Genomic DNA, 24,637 nt, shown 5'->3' with positions numbered 1-24,637 from the left:
AAATGACCGAGTTGATTGAACAAGCCGCCCCCCAGAATGCTGCGTGGATCCTCCATGGCGAGCCTGCCAGCAACGGACGTGCACTCCGGATCGAACTCGGCCCGACCCACGAAACCGCCGTCGCTCCTGGTGACTGGGCAATCATCGTCGGGTCCGACGACGCGGTAAGGATCGTCGGACGCATTCTGCGCGTCCGGTCGGATACCGGCGGTCGCACCATCCATTTCGACCAGGCTCATGCCGTTGGTCCGGCGGTTCCCCTGACCGCGCTCGGCCTGACCGCGCCGAGCGCCCCGACGACACGTTTGCCATGGGATGATTTCCTTCGTGTACTGCCTTCGCTCGGCGCTGCTTCACCCGACGCGGTGCCGCTGATCCAAGACGTGACCTACGTTCGCGATCTTCTCGAGGTCTCGGTGCGAGACGATCTGCTCGGCCCAGCGGAAGGGCCGCACGAGCTCATCAAGGACATGAGCGTCCGCGATCGCTATCTGGTTGGCAAGTTGGCACCCCGACGCCCGAGTGACGATCAGGCCGCGCATGTGGAGCCGGCTTCCGGTGCCGATGAGGCGGGCGACCTCGAGGAAGAGCGTGCCGCACCCCTCCACGAGCCCGGGGCGGAGTTCCCGACTGCCACCGGCCGGGTGGAGCCAGAAGACGACGCGCTCGACGAGATCGACACGACGAACAACCAGTCGCTGGTGCCTTCGAGCATGGGACTGACCTTCTGCGTCGCCGCAGACGTTCAATCGTTGGCGGTAGACGCCCGGTGGGGGCGTTACGAACGGGTCCCCAATGCAGAGCACGACATCACCAAGACCCGGCGCAATCGCCAGACCGGCCGAGAAGAACAGGTGAAGGTCAAGGTATGGCAGCGCGTCCCGTGTGGCGGTGTCGTCCCCCTGCCGTTGATCGATGGGCCGCTCCCCCCGTCTATCCCCGACCCCGACCAACCGGATGTTCGGCTTCAAGGCACGGTTCGGACGAACAACAAGGGTGAGCGTCTCGTCACTCTGTTCCTCGTGAACGGACAGCTGGAGCCCGAGGACAACAAGGATAGCGCCTGGCTCTTCCAGCCCGAGATCACCGTCGAGGCCCCTGAAGATCAGGATGACAAATCGGTCTTCCGGCGTCGCCCCTCCAACGAAGTGGTCGTCGATGACCCCGAACGCGACCGTCTCGCCCTCATCTATCGTAACCGGCTGGAGTTCTCGGTTGGGCACGGCGTTTCCGTTCACGCCGATACGACTTCAGACGACCCTACGAAAGCGCACCGCGTCCGAACCGAGATCATCCCGCGCTACGAAGTAGCCGTGACCGAAACTCCCGGCTCCGATCCCAGGGATCGCCCAGCCATGCAACGCATGGTTGACGAGGGCTGGCTCGACATGACGCGGCTGGCGGAGATGGCGCCGGACGCGCTGCGCGACGCCCTTTCGTGTCTCGTTGAAGATTATGCCGTTTGGATCGGCGAACAGAATGCCCGGTTGGGTGCGGAGATCACCGGCTTCGATAATCCAGGTAAAGATGTCATCGAGCGCTGCCAGGAGATCCTGTGTCGTCTACGAGATGGGATGGAAACACTCTTTGCTGATCCGAAGGCGCTGGAGGCATTCCGCTTCGCCAACCGCTCCATGGCGATGCAGCGCGTCCGAAGCATCTACGCCCTGAAGCGCAGACGGAACGAGACCGTCGACGTGGGCACATTGGACGTGCCCAAGAACAGGTCTTGGCGCCCGTTCCAGCTGGCATTCCTGCTGCTATCGATCCCGTCCCTGGCCGATCCCGCTCATCCGGACCGGACGAAGCCGGTCGAGGCGTTCGCGGACCTCCTCTGGTTTCCGACGGGTGGCGGGAAGACCGAAGCCTATCTCGGTGTGGCGGCCTTCGCCATGGCCATGCGCCGCTTGAAAAATGATCTAGGCGGCCTCGACGCTTCACGCGGTCTCGCAGTCATCATGCGCTACACGCTGCGCCTTCTGACGCTACAACAATTCCAGCGGGCCACGACGCTGCTGTGCGCGATGGAGGTCATCCGTCGTGCAGACGACAAGACCTGGGGCACGGAACCTTTCACGCTCGGTCTCTGGGTCGGCAATCGCGTGACACCGGGCACGACCGAAGCGTCTCACCAGGCTGTCGAGGCCATTCGAAACAACGACCGCAACAAGTCAGGCATTGCATCACCAGCGCAGCTGACGAGCTGCCCTTGGTGTGGTTCGGAGATTTCAGGCGGGCGCGACATAGAGGTCGACAGGATTGCGGGCCGGACATTGATTCACTGCGGCGATAAGCTCGGTAGCTGCGATTTCTCGAAGGCCAAATCCAGCGGGCAGCCCCATCCGGGTCTTCCCGTGAAAGTCGTCGACGAGGAGATCTATCACCGCCCGCCGACGATGATGATCGCAACCGTGGACAAGTTCGCGATGATGGCGTGGCGCCCCGAAGTTCGGAATCTTTTCGGCCGCGTGGAGCAGGAATGCGGGCGACATGGTTTGCTCTGGCCGAGTCACGACTGTGGTACCGGGCACAGAGCAAGGGGGATGTATCCGGCTGCCAGTGTGAAGCCGGTTCGCGCAATCCGACCGCCAGATCTGATCATCCAGGACGAATTCCACCTCATCAGCGGTCCGTTGGGCACCATGGTGGGGCTTTACGAAACGGCCGTCGACGAGCTGAGCAGTTGGGCTCTGGGCGACAAGAAGGTCCGCCCAAAGGTCGTCGCTTCGACAGCCACCGTACGGCGGGCCGACGACCAGGTGCGTAATGTGTTCATGCGCCGCATTTCCGTGTTTCCGCCTTCCGGCCTGGACGTCGAGGACAATTTCTTCTCGGTCCAGAGATCTATCGGCGAGAAGCCGGGCCGACGGTACATGGGAATCTGCGCACCCGGCAGCTCCCGCCCTGCGGTTCTTATCAGGACCTACACTGCATTCCTCACCGCTGCACAAGCGCTGTTTGACCGGTTCGGCCCGGTTGCCGACCCCTACATGACCCTCGTAGGCTACTTCAATTCGCTGCGAGAGCTCGGTGGGATGAAGCGTTTGGCGGAAGACGACGTCCAAACGCGCTCCTTCCGTGTCGAAATGAGCTTGGTGGACCGGCCCGGGCTTTCGCAGCGTAGAGTGGAGGAAATCAGCGAACTAACTTCTCGCGTCTCTAGCCAAGACATTCCTCGATACCTTGACCGGCTCGAGGTCCCCTTCGACGGCATGTTCGACCCGTCACTTGGAAAGTGGGTAAACAACAGGAACCCCGGAGATGCCCGGCCAATCGATGCAGTTCTTGCAACGAACATGCTGTCTGTCGGTGTCGACGTGAATCGTCTCGGTGTCATGGTGGTAAATGGTCAACCGAAGGGCACGGCAGAGTACATTCAGGCAACCAGCCGTGTTGGCCGGACACCGCCGGGCCTCGTAGCCACCGTGCTGACATGGGCACGGCCTCGTGATCTGTCGCACTATGAGACCTTCGAGCATTATCACGCGACCTTCTATCAACATGTCGAGGCCCAGTCCGTAACCCCGTTCTCTCCGCGAGCTCTGGATCGCGGTCTCACAGGGGCAATGCTCTCCATCATGCGCCACGCCTATGACCCCTTTGCACCCAATGACGGCGCTGGCGCCATGAACAGTCCCAGTCGCAATGAAATGCTGGAAACGGTAGGCGCCGTCGCTGCCCGGACGTGGGAAGTGACCGAGGACTCGCAAAAGAAGAAGCTCACTGAAGACGCGATGAAGAGTCGTGCTGACGATTGGGCTAAAGAATCTGGCGTCGGTGGCCGCACGCTCGTCTATCAAAAGCATGGCGCGGGCCCCACATCCTATCCGCTCCTGTCAGTGCCGGGAACAAAGCCTTGGACCAATTGGACGGTTCCAATGTCCATGCGCGAAGTCGAGCCAGGAGTTCGGCTCGTAATGGAAGACGACCGCTCGACAAGTGATCCGACTTGGCGCCCGCGGGTGACGCAGCCCGAGGAGGATCAGCAATGAGTAGGACACCCGTAGGAGAAATTCGTCCGAGCCAGTTGCTTTGGACTTATGGACCAGGCGCCCTCATCGACCTACCGAATATGTCGGTTGTCACGATGGGGATCGACCGCTGGGAAAAAGATAGGTGCCAGCCGATTCAAGAGGCTCGTTTGCTCGCCAATGTCAGAAGCGTGCTCGGGCCTCAGGTCGAGTCGCTGCGCATGCCACCCGTGGGCGAGAGGGAAATCACAGACCCGTTTTCGGCGGCGGCCCTGATCGGCGTGCCGGTTAAGCCCTTCCCTCGATGGCTTCGCTGCGTCAAATGCGGTTTGCTTTCGCCCTATGACGCAGGCTTGTTCAAGCTGAAGGAAAATAGATACCGTCCTGAGCTGACGCGTTTCGTTCATGAAGGGTGCCGGGGGTCAAACAACGATCAACGGGCCAGGGATGCGGACGCTGTTCCGGCGCGCTTCCTGATGGCTTGTCGCGCCGGTCATTTGGATGACTTTGCCTGGCACTGGTTCGTTCACGGTGGGCCCAGTACCTGCCGTGCAACACTGAGGTTCTTCGAGAGCGGAGCTTCTCTGCAGACTGAAAACCTTTGGGTCAAATGCGATGGCTGCGGTGCGTCCAAAAATATGTCACAGGCCTTCGGTCAAGCAGGACGCGACAATCTACCAGCCTGTCGTGGCCGACACCCGCATATCGACCGCTACGACGATGATTGTGCCAATGATCCTCGGGCCATCCTCCTAGGGGCGACCAACAGCTGGTTTCCGGTTACGCTTTCGGTCCTCGCCATCCCGCAAGTCGGAAGCCCTATTGCGCAACTCGTCGCGGACGGTTGGACATTCTTTGACGACGTCGCCTCAGCAGCGGAAGTGGCGTTTGTCGTCAAGACGCTGAGAAAGACCGCTCAGTTGCCCGGCATCGAGCAGTTCACTGACGAGCAAATCTGGTCTGCTATCGAAAACCATCGCAACGGCGGATCGGACGTCGATCAGCGTGACCTGAAAGGACCAGAATGGGACGTCCTCACCGCTGAGAATCCTCCCACCGATTATCCCCATTTCATGAGTACGAAAGTTGGGATTCCCACGGGTTTCGGTTCGGCAATCAAACGCGTGCTGCTCTTGGAGCGGCTACGTGAGGTAAATGCCCTTCTTGGGTTCACGAGGGTCGAGTCCCCCGACGAGGGCACAGGAGACCAGGCCACCCCGCGAGCGCCTCTCGCGCGTGCAGCGCCGAATTGGGTGCCCGCGACTCAAGTTCACGGTGAAGGGATTTTCATTCGCTTCGACACGGATGCTTTGAAGGCTTGGGCAGATAAAGATCCTGTAAAAGCTCTCGATTCGCGGCTCCGACAAGGTCATCGCGGCTGGCGCCAAAAGAGGAATCTGGATCCAAACGAAGGTTATCCAGGGGTGCGCTATGTCATGCTGCACACTCTAGCCCACATGCTGATCCGGGAATTGGCGTTGGAATGCGGATACAATGCCGCTAGCATTCGTGAGCGCATTTATGCAGACGTAGATGACGGCAGGGATCAAGCCGGGTTTCTCATTTACACGGCCGCTGCGGACTCGGATGGAACTCTCGGTGGTCTCGTGGAGCTCGGGAAGCCTGAGAATCTCGGAAGACTTCTGCGCCAAGCTCTGGATCGCGCCCACATCTGCGCCTCGGACCCACTCTGCGCAGAACACGACCCGAGCAAGGACCAGTCTCTTCACGGAGCAGCATGTCACGCCTGTTCGTTCGTCTCTGAGACGTCGTGTGAGCGAGGGAACCGCCACCTCGATCGCGCGCTTGTCGTACCCACGCTCGAAAACCCCGATGCGGCATTCTTCGGGAGCATTTGATGGATGCCTTGCTGATTGCTGCCGCAGACCTCGTGACCCTGTTGTCACCCTCTAGGATTGAAGCCCTCGCTGCTCGTGTCCGCACATCGGACGCGACAGGGAGTGTTGGGAGCCTGCGCAAACTTGTGACGACTCCGTCAGCTCGAGCAGCGCTTGATCGCCTCATTGCTGTTTGGGAACAGACCGACATCTCAGGAGATGTACTCGCCGGAATACTGATCGGAGCGACTTTTGCCCGAGAGAAGTCACAGCGAGAGAGTACAGTCGAGCTTGTCTGGACAGGTCCGACTACGCCATTCGTTCCTACCCGGCGCACCGAACAGGTCCTTCTAGACATCATCGGTCTAGCGCAAAGCGACCTCTTTCTCGTAAGCTTCGTGGTCTACGACGTTTCTTCGGTCGTAGACGCGTTGAATGCGGCGTCAAATCGCGGCGTCAACATTCAAATTCTTTTGGAAACGTCATCGAGTCACGGGGGCAGCCTATCTGTCGATCCGATTGCGACCATGCGGCGTTATGTGCCTTCGGCAGCGCTATTTGTTTGGACTGAGCGACCGCCACCTTTCACCGAGGGGAGAGTTCATGCGAAAGTTGCGGTAGCAGACGGCAAAGCCGCGTTCCTGACCAGCGCAAATCTCACTGGACATGCCTTAGAAAAGAACATGGAAGCGGGCGTCGTGATCAACGGTGGGCATGTGCCAACAGGGCTTCGCGCGCACCTCCATGCGTTGATTGAAACCAAGGTCATCCGCAAAATTTAGTCCATTCAAATCGGCCAAGTGTGATGATTGCTTGGCACGTAAGTCAATAATCTGTCTCGACATATACGCCCGAGCAATCATATGCGACTGCCGCTGCCGTTGCGCCGTTGTTCATGTAGTTGCGCGGGCTCAGGAGTTGCGTCGCGGCCGGGATGTCGGTGTCGAGCATAGCCTCGACCACCGCCCCGCTGACCTCCTCGACCACCCGGACGCCGATCTCGCTGCTGTTCGGCGCCGCGAGGAGTGTGAGCGTCAGGACGTTGGTCGTGCTCGCGACCGGGAAACTCGCCCCGAGATCGGTGAGCGTGGGCGCGCCGGAAGCATCGTTCTGCACCAATTGCCAGTTCGTGTGGGTGCCGCGCTGGAAGCCGATGCCGATGCAGTTCACCACGGCCGACAACGTCAGGGTCGTGGCCAGCGCTGCTGTCGAGCCATAGAGGCCGAAGAAGCCCATGCCGGTCCCCTGCAGCGTCACCAGCGAAAGCCGGTTCACATAGGTGAAGCCGCCCAGCCCATCTGCGTTACCGCGCCAGCAGACCCAGCCGGCCGAGCGTTCCTCGGCTGCTGCATCGGCGGTCGCGGCGCTGGTCACGCGCCAGCGGCGCATCGAGGTCGAGAGGTTCGTGGTGGCGAGCGTCGGCGTGGCGACTGTGCCGACAGCGGTGCGCGGCATGCCGTTTGTGTTGACGGTCGTGCCGGTGGACGGCGCCCAGGTCGCGATCCGGTTCACCCCGAAATGCGGCTGGAGCGGGAAGAACCGCCCCGAGGGGCGCTGGACGTCGAGCCATCCGGCCCCTGCGCGGTCCCGCGCATAGAGGGCGAGCTTGCCAGTCGGCGGCGGCGCGGGAACGGCATCGAGCGCCGGGAGCACGACGGGCTCGGGCATCTCGACCCGGCCGCTCGCGCGGTCGATGCGGAGCGCCTCGTAGAAGGCCGAGCCATCCGGGCTGACCTTGAAGCTGAAATCGTCGCTGCCGAGAAGGCCGATCAGCGCCCGCGCCGACCAGTTGGTCTTGAAGGCGAAGCTGGCATCGTTTCCGGCCGCGGCCTTGTTGACCGTCGCCTCGATCCCGGCACCTGCGTTGTTCAGGAGCACCGCGGGCGTGTTGACCGAGAGCCGATTGTAGCTGTCGGCCGTCGCCCCGCCGAGGCCCAGAAGCTGGGCGGTCAGGTTGGCCTGGGGCATGCCAACCTGCGTCACGGCATTGGCGAAGGTGACGGTCGGCGTGTTGATCACTGTCGTGCCATTCGCGCCCGAGGTCGCGGGGCCAATGTTGACGACGGTATTCGATCCCGATGCGCCGCCGGTGCCGAGGTTCACGGTCTTGGTGAGGCCGGTCGTCGTCGCCCCGGTGCCCATGCCGTAGGTCGCCGTGCCCGTCGCGGTGCCGATGGTGGCCGTCGCGCCCGAGACCGTGACGGTGCCGGAGGCGGTCAGCGTGCCCGAGAAGGTCTTGTTGCCCGTGAAGGTCTGCGTACCTGCCAGGATCGCCAGTTCCGACGAGGTATTCGGCAGGGTATAGCTGCGGGTCGTGCTGGTGCTGATGCCGGACAGCGAGAAGACGGCCTTCTTGGTGGGATCGGCGTCGTTCACGAGGCTGAATATGGCGTCCGAGATGTCGCTCGGCTCGCCCACGACCTCCCAGGCCGCGCCGGTCCAAACGAGCAGTACGGCCTCGTCCTCGACCCATGCCCGCCAGCCGGTCCGGGGCGGCAGGCGCAGCCAGGAACCGTCGGTCCAGAGGGCAATGTTCAGGTCCCACCCCGCCCAGTCGCCGGTGGCACCTGAAGCGACGAGGAAACGGTCGCCATCGGCGGGGCTTCCCGGCGGAACGGTCAGATTCTGGTCGAGAACGGAGAGCTGGACCAGCCCGTCGAGGATCCGCAGCGCCTCGTTATGGGTGATGTGCTTCTGGGCCTGCGCCGCGAGGATGTAGGGCAGCAGCAGATGGGTCGTGGCGTCGGACATGGGATGGCCCTCAGAAGATCAACGTGACGAATTTCGGCGCGCCCCGCCCGACGAGGGCGGAGAGCTGAAAGATGCGGATGTCGAGCGTGTCGCCTGGACCGAGTAGCGCGCCCCAATCGGTGGTCTGGGCGGCGGCGGTGTAGAGCGCGCTGGTCGTGGCAGTGGTCAAGGATCGCTTGACAACTGCACCGTCGAGGATCTCAACCTCGTAAGCCTCCATTTCCTCGGCCAGCGGCACCTCGAGCCCGCCCCAGCTGTCGGCGGCGAGTGCGCGGGATCGGCGCGTCCAGCGGATGGTCAGGTCCCCGGCCGTGCGCGGTCTGCGCCAAGGCTGCTCGACATGGGCGACCGAGAACGGGCGAAGCCCCACGCCCTCGGGCGTGAAGGCCTGCGCCACATAGGTCTCGTCGCTGACCGGGCGGCTCGCGGGGCCGATGCGCCAGTTCCACGGAATGCCGAGATCGGCCTCGGCGATCGGCAGCGATGCCAGCGCTGCGTCGAGCACCACGACCCGGGCCCCCGCCGACACGGGGTTGCCTATGGCGCCCTCGGTGCCGCGCTGGCCGCGCAGGAGCCGGGTCAGGCGATACCGGCCGGGGGCGATCAGTTCGGCCGCGCCCGCTTGCACGATCTCCCAGACACCGGGCGCGCTCTCGATGGCCACCGCATTGGCGCCGCCGAACAGGGTCAGGTCGGTGACGCTTTCCAGCGTGCCGGTCAGCAGATCGACCACCAGCGCATTGCCGAGATCAAAGCGTGACGTCGGCCCGGCGTAGAAGTCCGAGACCAGTGTGCCGAACCGGGCGCGTGTGCCAAACGTGGTCAGCAGGTCGAAGTCATCTGTCGAGGGGCTGCGGTAGACTGCGACCTCACCGGGCCATGGCACGGCATGCGCCGCCGCGAAGGGCCGATGCGCGGGCTGGTCCTCGTTCAGCTGCGGCAGGTCGAGGAGGGCCGCCTCGGGCGCGCCGAAAACCACGGCCTGCGCCAGCGCCGAGGGTCGCGGTGCGCCAGGTGGCAGGTCGTAGGCCTCTCGGTCCTGACGCACTGCCTCGATGCCGCGCGCGTCGGCATCGGCAATCGAGATGAGCCGCAGCGGGATGGACCGGCCGTCATGGGCGAGCATGACGACATCTGAAGGGTCGAGCGCCAGCCGCGAGGGCGGCAAGCGGAAGGTTGCGCTCTCACGGCCGGTCCAGGCTTCCATCAGCGCGCGGCGGCAGCGGCGCTCGGCCTCATCGGGCGGCACTGCCATGGGGAAGCTTTCAGAGGCGACCCGCGTCGTATCGACCGTGATCCGCCGGGCCTCGAACTGAGCCGCCTCGTAATCCTCGTCGGCCCGGGCGACCTGCCACTTCAGGGCCTGGGGCAGTTCCGTCTCCTGGCCGCGCGTCAGTTCCAGCACGTCACCTTCGCGCGCGGCGACCAGATCGTCCGGTTCGACGCTCGCCACCGCCGCCCGGCCGCGCATGACGAAACGGATAACGCCTTCGGTCTCGACGGCATCGAAGCCGAAGTGCCGCGCGAGCGTGGTGATCGAGGCGCGCGGGCTCTCGAGCGCCCCGATGGCATAACCCTCGACCGCGCCCCAGAGCCCGGTGACGTCTATGCGATCCTCGGGCAATCCCGCGCGCAGACAGAGGTGCCGGACAAGCGCCGCGAGCGACACGGCTCCCAGCCGTCCGGTCAGCCAATGGCCGAGCCGCCAGTTGGGGCCATCGGTCCAGACATCGGTCAGTTCGGGAAAGAACGGATACGGCCGCGCGTCCCAGGTCCAGGCCGCGCATTCCGGCACGTCGACCATCCGGCCGCCGTAGACCGAGGACAGCGGGTTGTTCGCGACCTCACCCCAGAAGAGATAGGTTGCCTCGAGATAGGCGCGCTGGATGGTGTCGTCGCGCCAGCCCCGTGAGAAATAGGGCGTGAAACTCTCCGACGACTTCGGGTCGAAGAACACGTTGGGCTGGTTGGTGCCCCGGTCGATGGCCGGGCAGCCGAGTTCGGTGAAACGGATGGGCTTGGACTCCGGCAACCACGCGGTCGGCGTGCCGCTCTCCACCCCACCGGGGCGATTATGATGCAGGTTGCTCCACCAGTTGCGCAGATCCTTGTAGCGGAAGACCCACGGCTTAGCCGCCGCGCCGTCCGTGATTGGCGTGCGCACTTGTGCCGACCGATCCGCCGCCGATGCGTAGAACCAGTCGAAGCCTTCGCGGCCCGCGATGTTCGCCTGCAGATAGGCCCGGTCGTAGATCGCGGGCCAGCCCTCGGCCGCGTCCGCGTGCCCGAAGCCGTCGCGCCAGTCGGAGAGCGGCATGTAGTTGTCGATGCCGATAAAATCGATGTTGGCGTCCGACCAGAGCGGGTCGAGGTGGAAATAGACGTCGCCGCTGCCGTCGCCCGGATGGTGGCCGAAGTATTCCGACCAGTCGGCCGCGTAGCCTATGTCCGTGCCAGCACCGAGAATGGCCCGAACGTCGGCGGCGAGCGCCTTGAACGCGGTGACGGTGGGATAGGTGCTGGCGCTCGAGCGGATGGTGGTCAGGCCGCGCATTTCCGAGCCGATCAGGAAGGCATCGACCCCGCCCGCCGCCGCGCAGAGATGCGCGTAGTGCAGCATCATCCGGCGCAGACCCCAGTCGCCGGACGGGCCGGTCCAGGAGACGGTCTCGCCGGAGATCGCGAAGTCGGAGGGGCTGGCGCTGCCGAAGAACGCCGCCACCTGGCTCGACGCGGTGGCTGTCTTGTCCACGCTCCCGGCATAGCCCGCCGCGGGCGAACAGGTGATCCGGCCGCGCCAGGGGAACATGGGCTGGCCGGTCTCGGCGGCGTTATCGGAATACGGGTTCGGCAGCGTATTGCCGGGCGGGACGTCCATCAGGATGAAGGGATAGAAGGTGACGCGCAGCCCACGCGCCTTCATCTCCCGGATGGCCTGCACCACCGCGAAATCGGCCGGCGTGCCGCCATAGACCGGGCGATCCTCGGCGTCGCGGCTGACGACGAAGGCATCGGCGCGGCTGACGCCATTGACCGACCAGCCAACCGGCGTCGTCGATTTGGCCGAGACCTCGACGCCGGGGCGCAGCTTGCAAGATCCGGCCCGCAGGTCATCGCCGAACCAGGCCACGACGAGGCTGACGCTTTCGACGGTGGGCGCCATGGCCTGCAGTCGGTCAAGTGCGACCACCGAGTCGGCGGTGTCCGAGAGCGCGTTCAGGTTCTCGGCCTGCGTCGCACCGCCGGAGGTTTTGCGGATGGCCTGCGTGGCATATGTGAACTCGCCCGAGGCCGGGATCAGGGTGACGGCGCGGGTCAGGCCTTCGGCGGTGTCGGGGTCGGCGAGCGGCCGGAACACCTCGAAGGAGAGCTGCGGCAGACGATTGCCGTAGCTCGACAGCGGCAGTTCCTCGAAGACCACATAGGCCGTGCCGCGATAGGCCGGCGTGCTGGCCGCGCCCATCCTCGCGGCGATGAACGGATCGGCGGTCTGCGCCTCGTCGCCGGGATACCAGCGCCAGGTGACGCCGGAGAGGTCCATCGGCTTGCTGTCGGCCCAGATGCGGCCAATGCCGGTGATCGGCCCCTCGCAGAGCGCGACCGCGAAGCTCGCGTAGTAGAGATATTCGGTCGTCTTGACCTTGCCGCCCCCGCCGCCCTTGCCGCCACCCTGCGTGGTGGTCTTGGTTTCCTCGCGGAAATCGGTGGCCCAGATGATGTTGCCACCGATCCGCATCCGGCCGTAGAGGCGCGGGATCACGGCCCCCTCGGTCGAAGACGTGATGCGCAAGCTGTCGAGCCGCGCGCCCTCGATCCTTTGCGTCGGTGCGAGCGAGGACACGATCCAGCTGTCGACGACCGAGCCGATGGTGGAGCCGATGAAGCCGCCGATGGTTGCGGCGCTGACGCCGAGGATCGCGCCACCGATCGAGCCGCCGATGGCGGCACCGGCGGCGCCGAGAATGAGGGTGGCCATGTCGAGGTCTCAGCGTTGCGGGAAGAGGAAGGCGAAGGCGATGCGCCGCCGCCAGGCTTGGGTCAGCGGCTCCTCGATCACGCCGAGCCGCTCGTAGGCGTGGAGAAAGCTGTCTGGCCCGGTCAGGATGCCGACATGCTTGGCGATGGCGCGCGGTTTCATGCGGAACAGGACCAACGCGCCGGGACCCGCCTCGGAGGGCGACACCTCGATCATCATGGCGCGCGCGCCCTCGGCCAGAACCTCGAGCGGGCCGGTCTCGCCCCAGTCGCGGCTATAGGGCGGGATCAGGAACGGTTCGGGACCGACAACCTCGCGCCAGACGCCGCGCGCCAGCCCGAGGCAGTCGCAGCCAACGCCCTTGAGGCTCGCCTGGTCATGGTACGGCGTGCCTAGCCACGACCGCGCTGCCGCGATCACCCTGTCGGGGTCGGCCGGCCTCACAGCACACCCCCGTCATGCCCGCCATCCTTCGTCGCGTAGCGCAGGACCGCATCCTGTCCGGGGATGTGCGGAAAGCCGCGGAAGTTGGTGGTGTTCGCGAACTTCGCCCCGCAGGTCTCGATCCGCTTGTCGCAGCCCGCGCGGATGGTGAAGGCGTCGCCCTCGGCGATGGCCCGCACCGGGGCCTCGAGCAGGGTCAGGACCGCGATGCCGTCCGTGACGTCATGGCCCAGCACCTCGGTGCGCCGCCCAGCATTCGCGCCGCTCGTCCAGTCCAGCGTGCCGAATGTGAACCAGCCAACCTCGAAGGTGCCGAGACCGGAGGCGGTGAACCCGCGGTCGCGCAGAAGATCGATGACGGCGCCGGTTCCCTTGAAGGCCGGTTCCGCCAGATCGACGCCGCAGCGCGCATCGCCGAGCGCGGCATCGCAGGTCGCTTGGAAAGTCCGCCCCACCGTCTGGCCGAGGACATGGGCGAGCGAGCGCACCTCGGCGACGAAGGCCAGCCGCCCGCGCCGGATCTGACCGATGGCTCCGCGCCGCATCAGCACGCGCTGTCCGGTGTCGGCCCAGTTCACGCGCCAGACCTCGACCGCCGCGTTGTCCCAGCGGCCATCGAGGATGTCGGTCTCGGTGATGCGGTCCGAGGTCAGCACGCCTTCCGCGTCCTGCGCATCGACCGACAGGTCCGAGCCCGAGCGCACCTCGGACGCCGTCAGCCCGCTCTCGGGTTCGAAGTCCGTGCCATCGAAGCTGAGCGTGCGGTCGTGATCGGTGAAGCCGAAGGTGACGCCATCGGCCCGGGTGATCCGCCAGCACCAGGCGAGCGTCGTCGTGCCCTCGTCGAGATGGGCCTGAAGCTCGGGCGAGAGGGATTTCACTTCCGCCCCCAGCCGCGAAGCAACGCCAGAGAGGCCAGTGCGGACGAGACGACACCGCCGCCAGCGCCGGTCAGCGCGTAGATGTTGAAGGGCCTCAAGTCGAAGGTGCCGGTCGCCAGATCGAAATCCGCCAGCCCGGCCATCGCCAGACCAGAGGCCGCCAGACAGGCAAGGTAGATCAGCCCACGCGCAAGGTTCCAGTTCATGATGTTGCCTTTCCTTTGAAGTGGTCCAACAGCCTCCGCCACCACGGCGGAGCGACAACGGATTGCGTCGGCACCGACGCAGTCGACGGCCGAAGTAGCGCCAGCGCCTCGTTCTCGGTCAGACGCCGGATCGGTCGCGAGAAATCGACCCGGCCGTTGCGGTCGACCGACCAGACCGGGATGGTGCCGGCGGGATAGCGGCCCGTGGCGAAGAGGTCGCGCTCGGCCTCACGCCGCGCTTGGATCGCGGCGGGTTTGAGCCAGCCCATGAAAGCCGCTGCAGCTGCAACCCGGTCGCCCGCGTTCAGGTGCCGGGTCAGCGCAGCCTTGGCGATGCCGCCTGTATTGTAGTGAAACGAAACCAGCGCATCGAACTCGTGCGGCTTGAGCGGCACCTTCACGGCGCGCAGGACGGCGGCCTCGTAACGCGCGAGGTCGGCGCGGGAGACCCCAAAAGCCTCGCGGATCCCTGCATCTAGATTGGCGGGCATGCCGCGCGGCATCGCGGCCGGATCGGGTGCCCCGGCAGCGGCGGTGTGGCCAATGCCAAAGGTCCAGACCTGTTTCACATCACGGTAGGGTCCGGGCACGATGCCTTCGTGCCGGACGAGGGCCAGAAGGCCCCGGTCAGTCATCTGCATGGAAGTTACCCCAGAAGCGAGAGGATCAGGATCAGCGCGGCGACGGCGATGCCGATGCCCAGGCGGTGGCGGAAGGCCTGGCCGGGATCGGCCGGGTCGCAGCGCAGGGAGCGCGCGAGACGGAGAAGGTCATGCATCGCCATCGCCTTTCCCGGCATGGCGCAGACGGGCGAGCAGCACCTCGATGAAGGCGGGACCGAAGACGCCGACCAGATAGGCGGCCGAACCCGCCGCGCCCCCGGCCGGGATCGCCTCGGGCGGCAGGCCAAGCCAGCGGGTGATGATCGCCATCGAGAGGCTGCCCATCCCGGCCGCGATCAGCCCGCCGAGCAGGATGTGGCGCAGCGCGTCGCGCAGCCGCATCTTCGTGGTCAGCGCGTTGGTCGCGCCCCCGAGCGCGCCCCAGGCGGCGAGGATCACCGCCGTGGAGGCGAGCAGTTCCTTCAGCGCCGCCGCCAGAAATCCGGTTTCGTCATTCATCGTCGGATCTCCAGGAGCGGAATGGAGGTGATCGAGCCCAGCCGCTCGAGGTCGAGCGTCACGTCGAGCACGTCGGTGTCGAAGCGGACCGGGACATCGAACTCGAAGCCTGCGGTGACCGCGACGCCAGAACCCGGCGCGGTGGTGAAGGTGATGACGCCGGTCGTGGTATCGACGGACCAGCCGGACGCTTGGGGCGCGCTATTCAAGGCGACCGCGACCGAACCTGCGACCGGCTTGGCGATGGTCCGCACCCATGTCTGGCTGCCCGAGGCGTAGCGCTTCGCCAGCTGGAAGGCGGTCGTCGCGCCATTGCCGGTGCCGATCGACTGATCGGTCGGCGAAGGCGTGTCCGAGGGCAGGCAGGATTTGTGATCGCCCCAGTCCTTGAACCGGAAGCCATGGAGGCGACCGTTCCTCGCCTCGAAGAAGGCCACGACCGCCGCCAGATCGTCGGCGCGTCGGATGCCGTAGGCGACGTCGTAACGGCGGCGCGAGTTGGCCCAGCTGGCATTGCGTTCCTCGTCGCCCGAGGCCAGCTCGACGATTTGCGTGCGCCGCTCGGGCCCACCGCGCGCGCCTCGGCTGATGTTGTCCGGGAACCGGACCTCATGGAACGCCATGGCTTACATCCCCCTCCGCCCGAGCGAGACCGCCCGTGCGATGTCCGCCGCGACCTGCGTCCGGGATTGCCTGAAACTCTCGGCGTCGCGGGCCATGATGGTGACGTTGACCCCGCCGCTCGTGCCGTAGCTCTGCGCCTCGCGGCGCGAGAGGACCCGTTCGCCCCTTTGCAGGATTGCAGGCACTTCGTCATGGCGAAGACCGACCGCAGCGCCTGAATGCATCCGGGGCGCGGCGGCGAAGGCCATGGCCGGGACCATGCGCGAGGGGCCGGACGATCCGACGATGCCGCCCGCGTGCAGGATATTGGCGAAGATCCCGCCCGTGCTACCGAGCGCGCCCGAGAGCGCGTTGGCGATGGGGCCGAGGATGAACCGCCGCGCCGCCAGTTTCGCGAGGTCCGCGATAAGCGAGGTCACAAGATCGCGGAAGTTCAGCTTGCCGGTCTTCACGAATTCCCCGACCGCGTCCTCGGCCGACTGAAACGCGCTGACAAGGCTCTGGCCGATATCGCCACCGATCTCCCGCGCCCGGCTGGCATAGTCCGAGAGCGCCGCCGTCACCGCCTGCCATCCGGTCAGCGCACGCTCGGCCCCTTCGCCAGCGGCGGTTCCGGCATCGCGGGCAACACCTCCGGCGCCATTGGCAGCGGCAGTGGTGCCGTCGAGCCCGGTCGCGAGCGCATCGGCGGAGGTCGCGGCATCCGCCAGCGCGGCCTCGGCCTCCGTGCCGGACCCGGTCACGGCATCTTTCAGCGCCTGCCAGGCGGCGAGGGGCCGGGTCGCGGCATCGGTCAGCATGCCCGCGGCCTCGCGATAGGCATCGGCCCGGGCGCGTGCGTCCTCCGACATGGCGCCGAGACCGAGATCGGGCGGCGCGATGTAGGTTCGGGCAAGCGCCGCCGAGAACGCATCGGCCGCCGCCGTACCCGCCGCCGTCGCGGCCCCCTCGAACGGATTGTCGATCCGGCTCAGGTCCACCGCATCGAGCGTGCCGATCCGCACGCCGCCTTCGCCGGTCGCCCATTCAGGCAGCAGGGCCAGCGCGGCGTTCAGGGTCTCGATGAAGCTGTTGATGCGGGTGACGACGCCGTTCAGCATGGCCTCCACCCCGCCGATCAGACCGTTCGCGGCCTGGTAGGCGAAATCGCCGATAGCCCCCGGCAGGCTGCCCCAGATCGCCACCGCGCCGTCATAGGCCCCTTGGAAGGTCGCGACGGTGTGATCCCCGAAACCCACGACGCCTGCGACGGCGCCGTCGAGCGCCGAGAGCGCGGCGGCCTTCAGCCCTTCCCATCCCGCCGCCATGCGGGCCAGCGCGGCGTCGAGCGCGAGCCCGATGCGCGACCAGACCTCGGAGGCCAGATCGGAGAGCAGCCGGAACGCTTCGCCGACCCCGCCCACGCGGGCGACGATTTGGGAAAGTTGATAGATCAGCTCCCCGACGCCGACGATCAGAGCGCCGATGCCGGTGCGGATCAGCGCCCCGCGCAACACGACGAGCGCGGTGGCCAACCCACGGACCGACAGCGCGGCGGCGGCCAGCCCGGCGACCCAGCGGCCCGCGAGGAAGGTCGCGAAGGTCACGGCATAGGTGGTCAGGCGGCCGATATTGTCGAAGAGGCCACGAATGGCGATACCGAGCGGGCCGGTCCGGCTGGCGACCGCCGCCATGGCGTTGGCGACGGCTTCCAGCGCGGGGGCAGCGGCAACGGCCAGCTGGTTCGACAGCCCCCGCCAGATCAGCCCAAGCCGGGAGATGGCATCGTTCGTGCGCTCGATCTGGTCGGCGTCCTGTTCGGAAACGGCGACGCCGAAGGCAAGCACGTCCTCGGTCGCCTGGCGCAGTGTCGCAGTGTCGATGCGCGACATGGCGATGGAGCCTTCCTCGCCAAAAAGCTGACCCGCGACGGCCGCACGCTCGGCGGCAGGCACGAAATTCTCGATGGCGGCGTTGATCGCGCCGACGCGCTGGTCCAGCGGCAGCGCGATCAGGTCGTTGGCCGAAAGACCCAGCCGGTCCAGCGCATCGGCGGCGGGACCGGTCCCGGCGGCCGCCTGGCTGAGACGGCGCGTCAGATCCTTGGTGGCCTGCTCGATGCCGGACATGGACACGCCCGCCAGTTCGCCCGCGCGCTCCAGCGTCTGGATCGAGGCGACGGTGGTCCCCAGCGACTGCGCGAGCTTGGCCTCCGCATCGACGGTCTGGAGGCCGGAGCGGATCATCGCCACGCCAGCGGCGGTGGCCGCTGCCACGGCGGCTGCGGCGGCCACACGCACCCGGCGCGAGAAGGCTGCGAGCCGGGCGTTTGCGGCTTCCATCTCGCGGCTCAGCCGTCCGAGGCCTCGAGCACCGGCTTCGCCGACGCCTTCCAGTTCGGCGCGCACCTGCCGACCACCGACTGCCGCAAGGCGGACGCTGACGCGTTTTTCAGCCATTGGGGCGTTCCATCTGTTCGTTGAGTTTGGCGACCATCACCGCTTCGATGACGGGCAGCAGTTCGGCCATGGCGAGCGGCGGCACGCCGAGGGCGTCACCGAGCGCTAGTGCCGCCGACATGTCCCAGCCGATCACCGCACCGGGCAGGACGCGCAGTTGGCCGCCGAGACGGCCGACCAGGTCCCAGACCTGCCAGCCTTCATACGTGAGCGGGCGGTTCAGCCGCGCCGGGCAGTCTTCGCACGCTTGCGTACAGGCTTCGCAGTACCGCTCGCCCCCGCCGAAGGACCATTCGGCGAGAGCGCGGAGGCGTTTTTTTCCCGCTCCAGAAGCAGACCCTTGGAGACGTAGGTCAACTGGAACGCCTCGAAGATCGGCCAGATGTCGAGCAGCGCGTCGATGGCCTCAGGGCTGGGATCGATCGGCTTGCCGTCCGCATCGCCGATACCCTCCCAGGCGAGCACCGCCCGCCGCGCCAGCGCCTTGGCGAAGGCGACGGCACGTTCCTCGTCGGAAGCCTCCTCGGACACCGCTTCGACGGCGGCATCGCTGCGCGTTGTCACCATCAGCGCGGTCGTCAGTGGGCGCAGCTGCACGCGCACACCGGGCGCGAGGTCATGCCAGCGGGGCGCATTGGTCAGGTCGAGCGTCAGCATTCTCAGTATACCTCGATGTCGTTGATCAGGGTTGCCGTGCACATACGGCCGACCACACTGTCGCGCGCGGCCTGCCAGTCGAAGGTCGCCTGCACGCCCTGCGGCCCAGAAATCTCGATGCGCGGGCGCGGCAGGTAGACGGCATGCACGGTGAAGGTGAAGCTCTCGCCGGACGGCAGGACGTAGGCGAACTCGAGCTCGCAAGGATCGCCATTGATCGCCTGCGTGACCAGCGTGCTGTCGGCGAAGCGGACCTCGATGGAGCCGGTCAGAGCCGCGATGGACGGGTCTGCGCCATCGATGCGCCCGTCCGAGCGGATGGTTTCGATCCGGTCGAGGTTGTTGGCGTAGGTGATGTCGGCAGAGACCACATTGCCGAGGGCAGTGCCGTTCCGAGTGATCGACCCGTTGAAATGGCCGAAGCGCTTCAGCTCCAGCGCGGCGGGCGTGCCGGCGCTGGTGGTCGTGCCGACCGTTTCGCCCTGCGCAACCAAGCGCGCCGTGGCGGTCAGCAGCCCCGAGCGCTGCATTTGCCAGGTGATCTGGTCGAGCACGCAGCCGGAATACATGGCGTAGCGCGGCACCTCCGGCATGCCGGTCTCGATGGAGAGACTCGGTAGAGTCCAGGCGCCGGACCGGAATTCGTGCGTCCAGGGACCGGTGCCCGTCGTCGTCGGCGCGCCGAAGGCCGCCTTCAGCCAGAAGCCGAAGGCCTCCGCGTCGAGCGGCACGACGACGTCGCCGTCGGCCGTGACCGCGTCCTTGATCGGTGCCAGTGGGTCGCGGCCGTAGCCGAGCAGTTCCGAGTTCAAGAGCGGCTGCTCCGCGCCGAGCGTGGTGCTGGCGAAGGGCATCTTCGTGAAGCCGCCTGCCGGCGGAGTGCCATAGGTCGTTTCGAACGCAAGCGCCATCTGCGCCCGCGCCCCTTGGGCTCGTGCCATGGTGTTCTCCTCGGGTTGTCGGGGTCAGCCGAGCGGGTCGGCCGTGGAATAGTGCAGCACGACCGGGATCACCGCGGCCTTCAGGCTGGCCGCGCCCTCGACCGGCAGATCGACCGGGCGCGGAGCCTCCGCCTCGACCCAGTCGCAGAGCCCGCCCAGCGTGCGGTCGGCGGCGAGTGCCGCGCCGATGCTGGCGGTCAGCGTGTCGAAGGCAATGTCACGGGCGGCGCCCTGCACGACCGCCTCGATTTCGGCGCGGTGCTGGTAGTGGTAGGCGAGCGGCGACAGAGTAACTTCGGGCTCCCCCGGCTCGCCGTCGCGCAGGATCAGCAGGCCCTCGGCCGGCACGCGCTCGGGCAGCACCTCGCCGCGCAGGACAGTGGCGGGCAGCGCGGAGAGCCGCGCATGCAGCGCGGCGAGGATGGTTTCACGAGGGGTGGGCATGGAGGGTCTCTTCGATGTCCGAAGCGCCCGAACATGGGCAGCTTGACCTTTGCAATTCTTGACAGTTTCAGAGCACTTCCGGTAACTGGACCCATGGGGATTGCGAGCTCCCCACGAGGCGCCAGCTGAAGATCGCGTTCCTGTTCAACCCCGGCGACGGAGGAACGCACATGCCTGCGCCCAATGCCATTTCGTTCGACAAGCTCACCCGCATCATCGGAACCCCCCGCGCACCGCTTTTGCTCGACGTGCGGTCCGAGGAAGATTTCGCCGCCGATCCACGATTGCTCCCAGGTTCTGTCCGGATCGACGACCAGGCGCTCGCCGCCCTCGCGCCACAGCTCGGCAGCCAGCCTTCGATCGCCGTTTGTCAGGCCGGTCACCGGCGCAGTCAGGGCACTGCCGCCTTGCTTCGCGCCGAAGGTTGCCCGTCCGAGTATCTCGAGGGCGGGTTCGAGGCATGGCGCTCCGCCGGCCTGCCGCTGATCGATCCGGTGAAGCTGCCCGCGCGCGACGCGCAGGGCCGCACCATCTGGGTCACCCGCTCGCGCCCCAAGATCGACCGCATCGCGTGTCCCTGGTTGATCCGGCGCTTTCTCGATCCCCGGGCGATCATCCTGTTCGTGGCGCCCGCCGAGGTGATCGGCGTCGCCGAACGCTACAACGCATCGCCCTTCGACATCGAAGGCGTGTTCTGGAGCCACCGGGACGACCTCTGCACCTTCGACGTGATGCTGGCCGAGTTCGGCCTGAGCATTCCCGCCCTCGACCGGCTCGCCACAATCGTGCGCGGCGCCGATACCGCCCGGCTCGACCTCGCGCCCGAGGCGGCCGGTCTGCTTGCCGCGTCGCTCGGCCTGTCGCGGATGTATTCCGACGATCTGGAGCAGCTGGAGGCCGGGATGCTGCTTTACGACGCCTTCTTTCGTTGGGCGCGGGACGCCACCGACGAGACCCACAACTGGCCCACCAACAAGCCGAAGGCAGACTGATGCAGGACCGCGCATACCCCACGCTGGCCGCGGCCACCCGCATCTGGGCCCGCATCGGCCTGTTGAGCTTCGGCGGTCCGGCCGGACAGATCGCGCTCATGCACCGGATCCTCGTCGAGGAGCAGCGCTGGCTGGGCGAGAAACGGTTCCTCCATGCGCTCAACTACTGCATGCTCCTGCCGGGGCCGGAGGCAATGCAGCTCGCCGTCTATATCGGCTGGCTGATGCACCGCACGCTCGGCGGCATCATCGCGGGCGTCCTGTTCGTGCTGCCCGGCGTCGTGGCGATCATGGCGCTCAGCTGGATCTATGCGCTCTACGGCAATGTCGGCCCGGTCGAGGCACTGTTCTTCGGGCTCAAGGCGGCGGTGCTGGCCATCGTGGTGCAGGCGGTGATCCGCATCGGATCGCGCGCGCTCAAGAACGGGGCGATGGTCGCCATCGCCGCCGCCTCCTTCGTGGCGATCTTCGGCTTCGCCATTCCGTTTCCGCTCATCATCCTCGTTGCTGGCCTGATCGGGTTCTTCGGCGCGCGTGCGGGCCTGCCCGCATTCCATGGCGGCGACGGACACGGCAAGGTCGGCACGGTCCAGGTCGACGACGCCGACACCCTGCTGGGTGAGGAATCGCCGGTTCACACGCAGGTCAACCGGGGGTGGGCCTTTCGGATTTCCGGCGTCTTCCTCGTCCTCTGGCTTGCCCCTGTGGCGCTGTTGTTCGCGGCCCTCGGGCCGGAGAACGTGTTTTCGCAGATCGCGGGCTTCTTCAGCGTCATGGCCGTGGTGACCTTCGGCGGCGCCTATGCGGTGCTGGCTTATGTCGCGCAGGAGGCGGTGCAGTACTACGGCTGGCTTGCTCCCGGCGAGATGCTGGACGGGCTCGGCATGGCGGAGACCACGCCCGGCCCGCTCATCATGGTGACGCAGTTCGTGGGCTTCATGGGTGCCTTCCGCGAGGCGAGCGGCCTGTCGCCCCTGATGGCGGCAACGCTCGGCGGGCTGCTGACGACGTGGGTGACCTTCGTTCCCTGCTTCCTGTGGATCTTCCTCGGCGCGCCCTTCATCGAGCGTCTGCGCGACAACGCGGTGCTGACCGCCGCCCTGACCGCCATCACCGCGGCCGTGGTGGGCGTCATCCTGAACCTTGCCGTCTGGTTCGGTCTGCATGTCGTCTTCGACGAGGTGCGGACCGTTACAGCGTACGGCCTCGATCTGGATGTGCCCGTCTGGTCGACGGTGAACCTCGCGGCTGCGGCACTGGTGCTTGCCGCGCTTGTGGCGGTGTTCCGCTTCAGGCTGGGCGCCGTGACGGTCCTTGCGGGCTGCGCGCTGGCCGGTGTCGCGCTGGCGTCCATGGGCTTGACCTGAGGCTGCTCTTGTTTGGGCGCTAGTCATAGCTTCGCGTCCACCCAATTCGCCACGATCAGCCCCGGCACGCTGTCGAGCGCCCGGTCCGCATCCCGCGCCAGATCCAGCCGCTTCGGCAGCTTGACCTGCGGCACCAGCAGGAAGACCGGCGCGGTGACCTTGCCGCGCCCGGTCTTCGAGCGGGATACCACCGCCTGGCCCTTCGTGTTCAGCCGTCCCTCCGCCACCAGCAGGCTCGGGCCGGTGCGGCGGTAGACGAAGCGCAGGCGCAGCCCGCGTCGCCGCTCCCATTCGCCGGGGGTGATCCGGCCGCCGCGCAGAGATTTGCCTGCGGCGGGCAGCGGGATGGCTAGCCAGAAGCCGGTCTTCGAGCGGATCAGCGGGCCGGTGTCATGCGCACCGACGATGACCGGGGCCTGGGACCAGACGAGCGCGGCGGCGTCGAGGCTCTCGCCAGCCTTCGGAAACGTCTGGCTTCGGATCGTGTTGGCAAGGCGTGTGCCAAGCCCTGCGCCGGTGACTTGCAAGCGCCACGCGGCCTTCAACCCGGTCCCGGCCTCGCGCATGGCAGCGGTCACCGCGCGTTCCCCCGCCGCCACCTCGGCCTGCATCATCGCGACGATGTCGGGATCGATGTTGAGCTTCAGTTTCACGCGGACCTCAGATCGACGGTCCAGACGAGCCGCTCACGGTCGCGGACGGGTTCGCCCTGAATGAGGAAGGCCTCGCCTTCGACTTCGATCCGGTCGCCCGGTCGCGGGTTCGCGACCTCGGCGACGCGCAGGTCGATCCGCGTGGTCTCGGACCAGAGCCTCGCATCGCCGAAGTCGGTGATGGCGTCAGCGCGCCGGGCGACGACGCGCACCAGCACGGGCGCGCCGCCCTCGGGCGTGTAGGCCGCATCCCTGCCGATGTTCGGATCGGAAAAGAGCGCGCTGACGGCGGCGGCGAAAGCGTTCATCAGAACGCGCCGTTCAATCGCACCCGGCCGATGGTGTCACCGGCCCCGCCCGCGACCGCCTCGGTGGCGACGCCGATCAGCGTGTTTGAGGTGGCCACGTTGGTGGTGCGCTTGTTGGTATCGTCCCAGTAGATCCGGGCTCCCGCGGTCCAGGCCTGCGAGCCGATCTTGGTGATGTCGAAGACGCCGGTGAGCGCGGTCTCGACGCTCTCGCCGAGGGCGGCGGCGCCTGCCGCCACGCCGAAGATGGAACCGACGAGCAGGCCATCGCCCGAGGCGACGGCATAGGGTGCGGTCAAGGTGATGGTATTGCTGGGCTGGACGAAGTTTTTCATGGGGGTGATCCTCGTGGAAAGACGAAGGGCGGCCCATCAGGACCGCCCGCGTGTCAGGGTTCAGGAAGCGGGCGTCACGCGCCCGGGTTCTTGTAGAGGCCGCGCCAGTCGATGGCCTTGGCGCCGAAGTCGAGGCGGCACTTGATTTCGACGCCGTCGACATCGAAGCCGTTGCGGGTCTCGATATAGGCGCCCTGCTGACCCTCGAGATAGGCGTATTCGATGGTGTCGATCTGGTTCGGGCTTGCGGCCAGATACCAGGCGGTGGCGCTGGCCGAGTCGAGGCGCGGCTCGCTGATCGGCGCCAGCGTGCGGATCGACTGGGGAACCACGCTGGACGTCGCGGCGGGCACCAGGTTCTGGGCGACCAGTTGCTCGGCCTTCAGCTCCAGCGCGGCGGGCACGATCAGGAAAGCGGGACGGATGTTCAGCACCGTCTTCTTGTCGAGACCGGTCTGCAGCGCCATCGCCGCACGGGCCGCCCCCACCGCATCGACGGCCAGCGCTGCACCGGTGCCCGCCAGGTTCTTGTGGTTGGCGTGGAACAGCGCCGTGCCATCGGCCATGGCCGGGTTGGCGGTGATGATGCCCCAGACCACGTCACTTTCCAGCTGGGCGATGGAGTTGCCGTACATGGCCGGGATCCGGGTGAAGGCGTCGAGATCGTCGTTGATCAGCACCTGCCGGGTG

General features: G+C 66.5%; 23 protein-coding genes. 5 read left to right on the top strand and 18 right to left on the bottom strand.

From position 1 onward, the window contains the following. Nucleotides 1-2 precede the first annotated feature (2 nt). Genes drmA through drmC form a run of 3 tightly spaced genes read left to right on the top strand, consistent with a single transcriptional unit; the run spans nt 3 to nt 6,591 of the window. Nucleotides 3-3,992 (top strand): DISARM system helicase DrmA, encoded by a 3,990-nt coding sequence (gene drmA, locus G3572_RS00110; RefSeq protein ID WP_164608655.1) that lies wholly within the window; start codon nt 3-5, stop codon nt 3,990-3,992. After that, nucleotides 3,989-5,830: a DUF1998 domain-containing protein gene (gene drmB, locus G3572_RS00105; RefSeq protein WP_164608654.1), complete on the top strand. Its 1,842-nt coding sequence runs from the start codon at nt 3,989-3,991 to the stop codon at nt 5,828-5,830. The genes drmA and drmB overlap by 4 nt, the downstream gene beginning before the upstream one ends. Continuing rightward, nucleotides 5,830-6,591 carry a DISARM system phospholipase D-like protein DrmC gene (gene drmC / locus G3572_RS00100; protein ID WP_164608653.1) on the top strand — a complete coding sequence of 254 codons (762 nt, stop codon included), beginning with the start codon at nt 5,830-5,832 and terminating at the stop codon, nt 6,589-6,591. The genes drmB and drmC overlap by 1 nt, the downstream gene beginning before the upstream one ends. 43 nt (nt 6,592-6,634) lie before the next feature. On the opposite strand, the gene G3572_RS00095 is transcribed toward drmC, so the two are convergent. The 14 genes from G3572_RS00095 to G3572_RS00035 form a co-directional block, all read right to left on the bottom strand. Beyond that, nucleotides 6,635-8,560: a DUF2793 domain-containing protein gene (locus G3572_RS00095; RefSeq protein WP_164608652.1), complete on the bottom strand. Its 1,926-nt coding sequence runs from the start codon at nt 8,558-8,560 to the stop codon at nt 6,635-6,637. 10 nt (nt 8,561-8,570) lie between these two features. Continuing rightward, nucleotides 8,571-12,536, bottom strand: coding sequence for a baseplate multidomain protein megatron (locus G3572_RS00090; protein ID WP_164608651.1), 3,966 nt, complete (start codon nt 12,534-12,536; stop codon nt 8,571-8,573). Nucleotides 12,537-12,545: 9 nt separating this feature from the next. Beyond that, nucleotides 12,546-12,980 (bottom strand): NlpC/P60 family protein, encoded by a 435-nt coding sequence (locus G3572_RS00085; protein ID WP_164608650.1) that lies wholly within the window; start codon nt 12,978-12,980, stop codon nt 12,546-12,548. Further along, complete coding sequence (locus G3572_RS00080) at nt 12,977-13,861, bottom strand: phage/gene transfer agent baseplate hub protein (RefSeq protein WP_164608649.1); 885 nt, start codon at nt 13,859-13,861, stop codon at nt 12,977-12,979. The genes G3572_RS00085 and G3572_RS00080 overlap by 4 nt, the downstream gene beginning before the upstream one ends. After that, the gene (locus G3572_RS00075) at nt 13,858-14,067 is read right to left on the bottom strand and encodes a hypothetical protein (RefSeq protein ID WP_041375644.1); all 210 of its coding nucleotides are present in this window, start codon (nt 14,065-14,067) and stop codon (nt 13,858-13,860) included. The genes G3572_RS00080 and G3572_RS00075 overlap by 4 nt, the downstream gene beginning before the upstream one ends. After that, nucleotides 14,064-14,708, bottom strand: coding sequence for a lysozyme (locus tag G3572_RS00070; RefSeq protein ID WP_013654518.1), 645 nt, complete (start codon nt 14,706-14,708; stop codon nt 14,064-14,066). The genes G3572_RS00075 and G3572_RS00070 overlap by 4 nt, the downstream gene beginning before the upstream one ends. A gap of 5 nt (nt 14,709-14,713) precedes the next feature. Beyond that, nucleotides 14,714-14,845 (bottom strand): hypothetical protein, encoded by a 132-nt coding sequence (locus tag G3572_RS22235; protein ID WP_263740042.1) that lies wholly within the window; start codon nt 14,843-14,845, stop codon nt 14,714-14,716. Continuing rightward, nucleotides 14,838-15,188 (bottom strand): hypothetical protein, encoded by a 351-nt coding sequence (locus tag G3572_RS00065; RefSeq protein ID WP_058248933.1) that lies wholly within the window; start codon nt 15,186-15,188, stop codon nt 14,838-14,840. The genes G3572_RS22235 and G3572_RS00065 overlap by 8 nt, the downstream gene beginning before the upstream one ends. Continuing rightward, nucleotides 15,185-15,811 (bottom strand): DUF2460 domain-containing protein, encoded by a 627-nt coding sequence (locus G3572_RS00060; protein ID WP_164608648.1) that lies wholly within the window; start codon nt 15,809-15,811, stop codon nt 15,185-15,187. Before G3572_RS00060 ends, G3572_RS00065 begins: the two co-directional genes overlap by 4 nt. A 3-nt stretch (nt 15,812-15,814) precedes the next feature. Then, a complete protein-coding gene (locus tag G3572_RS00055; protein ID WP_164608647.1) occupies nt 15,815-18,250 on the bottom strand; it encodes a phage tail tape measure C-terminal domain-containing protein in 2,436 nt (811 codons plus the stop codon). Further along, the gene (locus G3572_RS22230) at nt 18,243-18,371 is read right to left on the bottom strand and encodes a DUF7697 family protein (protein WP_255453286.1); all 129 of its coding nucleotides are present in this window, start codon (nt 18,369-18,371) and stop codon (nt 18,243-18,245) included. Before G3572_RS22230 ends, G3572_RS00055 begins: the two co-directional genes overlap by 8 nt. 98 nt (nt 18,372-18,469) lie before the next feature. Then, nucleotides 18,470-18,907: a phage-derived protein YdaY family protein gene (locus tag G3572_RS00045; protein ID WP_164608646.1), complete on the bottom strand. Its 438-nt coding sequence runs from the start codon at nt 18,905-18,907 to the stop codon at nt 18,470-18,472. A gap of 2 nt (nt 18,908-18,909) precedes the next feature. After that, nucleotides 18,910-19,848: a phage tail tube protein gene (locus G3572_RS00040; protein WP_164608645.1), complete on the bottom strand. Its 939-nt coding sequence runs from the start codon at nt 19,846-19,848 to the stop codon at nt 18,910-18,912. Between the two features lie 24 nt (nt 19,849-19,872). Beyond that, complete coding sequence (locus tag G3572_RS00035) at nt 19,873-20,292, bottom strand: acyl-CoA transferase (RefSeq protein WP_164608644.1); 420 nt, start codon at nt 20,290-20,292, stop codon at nt 19,873-19,875. A 170-nt stretch (nt 20,293-20,462) separates the two neighbouring features. On the opposite strand from G3572_RS00035, the gene G3572_RS00030 reads away from it, so the two are divergent. Together G3572_RS00030 and chrA are read left to right on the top strand one after the other, a co-directional pair. Next, on the top strand, nt 20,463-21,284 hold the full coding sequence (locus G3572_RS00030) for a chromate resistance protein ChrB domain-containing protein (RefSeq protein WP_164608643.1): 822 nt from the start codon (nt 20,463-20,465) through the stop codon (nt 21,282-21,284). Continuing rightward, nucleotides 21,284-22,651 (top strand): chromate efflux transporter, encoded by a 1,368-nt coding sequence (gene chrA / locus G3572_RS00025; RefSeq protein WP_164608642.1) that lies wholly within the window; start codon nt 21,284-21,286, stop codon nt 22,649-22,651. Before G3572_RS00030 ends, chrA begins: the two co-directional genes overlap by 1 nt. Before the next feature lie 23 nt (nt 22,652-22,674). On the opposite strand, the gene G3572_RS00020 is transcribed toward chrA, so the two are convergent. The 4 genes from G3572_RS00020 to G3572_RS00005 all read right to left on the bottom strand — a co-directional run. Continuing rightward, the gene (locus tag G3572_RS00020) at nt 22,675-23,304 is read right to left on the bottom strand and encodes a DUF6441 family protein (RefSeq protein WP_164608641.1); all 630 of its coding nucleotides are present in this window, start codon (nt 23,302-23,304) and stop codon (nt 22,675-22,677) included. Further along, nucleotides 23,301-23,612, bottom strand: a complete 312-nt coding sequence (locus tag G3572_RS00015; RefSeq protein ID WP_164608640.1) for a head-tail joining protein — start codon at nt 23,610-23,612, stop codon at nt 23,301-23,303. The genes G3572_RS00020 and G3572_RS00015 overlap by 4 nt, the downstream gene beginning before the upstream one ends. Next, nucleotides 23,612-23,947, bottom strand: a complete 336-nt coding sequence (locus G3572_RS00010) for a DUF2190 family protein (protein ID WP_164608639.1) — start codon at nt 23,945-23,947, stop codon at nt 23,612-23,614. Before G3572_RS00010 ends, G3572_RS00015 begins: the two co-directional genes overlap by 1 nt. Before the next feature lie 74 nt (nt 23,948-24,021). Then, nucleotides 24,022-24,637: phage major capsid protein (locus G3572_RS00005; RefSeq protein WP_205518383.1), on the bottom strand; the 616-nt coding region annotated here is incomplete at its 5' end.

It is taken from the genome of Pseudotabrizicola algicola (assembly GCF_010915705.1).
Taxonomy (GTDB): domain Bacteria; phylum Pseudomonadota; class Alphaproteobacteria; order Rhodobacterales; family Rhodobacteraceae; genus Pseudotabrizicola; species Pseudotabrizicola algicola.
Note: the sequence above shows the minus strand (reverse complement) of the source record. Positions and strands in the feature narration are given on the sequence as shown.

What these genes read in the sequence shown, in the direction of transcription:
- G3572_RS00055 (WP_164608647.1), bottom strand. Translation starts at nt 18,250, where the DNA reads ATGGCTGAAAAACGCGTCAGCGTCCGCCTTGCGGCAGTCGGTGGTCGG.
- G3572_RS22230 (WP_255453286.1), bottom strand. Translation starts at nt 18,371, where the DNA reads ATGTCGGCGGCACTAGCGCTCGGTGACGCCCTCGGCGTGCCGCCGCTC.
- chrA (WP_164608642.1), top strand. Translation starts at nt 21,284, where the DNA reads ATGCAGGACCGCGCATACCCCACGCTGGCCGCGGCCACCCGCATCTGG.
- G3572_RS00070 (WP_013654518.1), bottom strand. Translation starts at nt 14,708, where the DNA reads ATGCAGATGACTGACCGGGGCCTTCTGGCCCTCGTCCGGCACGAAGGC.
- G3572_RS00075 (WP_041375644.1), bottom strand. Translation starts at nt 14,067, where the DNA reads ATGAACTGGAACCTTGCGCGTGGGCTGATCTACCTTGCCTGTCTGGCG.
- G3572_RS00035 (WP_164608644.1), bottom strand. Translation starts at nt 20,292, where the DNA reads ATGCCCACCCCTCGTGAAACCATCCTCGCCGCGCTGCATGCGCGGCTC.
- G3572_RS00060 (WP_164608648.1), bottom strand. Translation starts at nt 15,811, where the DNA reads ATGGCGTTCCATGAGGTCCGGTTCCCGGACAACATCAGCCGAGGCGCG.
- G3572_RS00095 (WP_164608652.1), bottom strand. Translation starts at nt 8,560, where the DNA reads ATGTCCGACGCCACGACCCATCTGCTGCTGCCCTACATCCTCGCGGCG.
- G3572_RS00040 (WP_164608645.1), bottom strand. Translation starts at nt 19,848, where the DNA reads ATGGCACGAGCCCAAGGGGCGCGGGCGCAGATGGCGCTTGCGTTCGAA.
- G3572_RS00010 (WP_164608639.1), bottom strand. Translation starts at nt 23,947, where the DNA reads ATGAAAAACTTCGTCCAGCCCAGCAATACCATCACCTTGACCGCACCC.
- G3572_RS00065 (WP_058248933.1), bottom strand. Translation starts at nt 15,188, where the DNA reads ATGAATGACGAAACCGGATTTCTGGCGGCGGCGCTGAAGGAACTGCTC.
- G3572_RS00045 (WP_164608646.1), bottom strand. Translation starts at nt 18,907, where the DNA reads ATGCTGACGCTCGACCTGACCAATGCGCCCCGCTGGCATGACCTCGCG.
- drmA (WP_164608655.1), top strand. Translation starts at nt 3, where the DNA reads ATGACCGAGTTGATTGAACAAGCCGCCCCCCAGAATGCTGCGTGGATC.
- G3572_RS22235 (WP_263740042.1), bottom strand. Translation starts at nt 14,845, where the DNA reads ATGCATGACCTTCTCCGTCTCGCGCGCTCCCTGCGCTGCGACCCGGCC.
- G3572_RS00090 (WP_164608651.1), bottom strand. Translation starts at nt 12,536, where the DNA reads ATGGCCACCCTCATTCTCGGCGCCGCCGGTGCCGCCATCGGCGGCTCG.
- drmB (WP_164608654.1), top strand. Translation starts at nt 3,989, where the DNA reads ATGAGTAGGACACCCGTAGGAGAAATTCGTCCGAGCCAGTTGCTTTGG.
- G3572_RS00030 (WP_164608643.1), top strand. Translation starts at nt 20,463, where the DNA reads ATGCCTGCGCCCAATGCCATTTCGTTCGACAAGCTCACCCGCATCATC.
- drmC (WP_164608653.1), top strand. Translation starts at nt 5,830, where the DNA reads ATGGATGCCTTGCTGATTGCTGCCGCAGACCTCGTGACCCTGTTGTCA.
- G3572_RS00015 (WP_164608640.1), bottom strand. Translation starts at nt 23,612, where the DNA reads ATGAACGCTTTCGCCGCCGCCGTCAGCGCGCTCTTTTCCGATCCGAAC.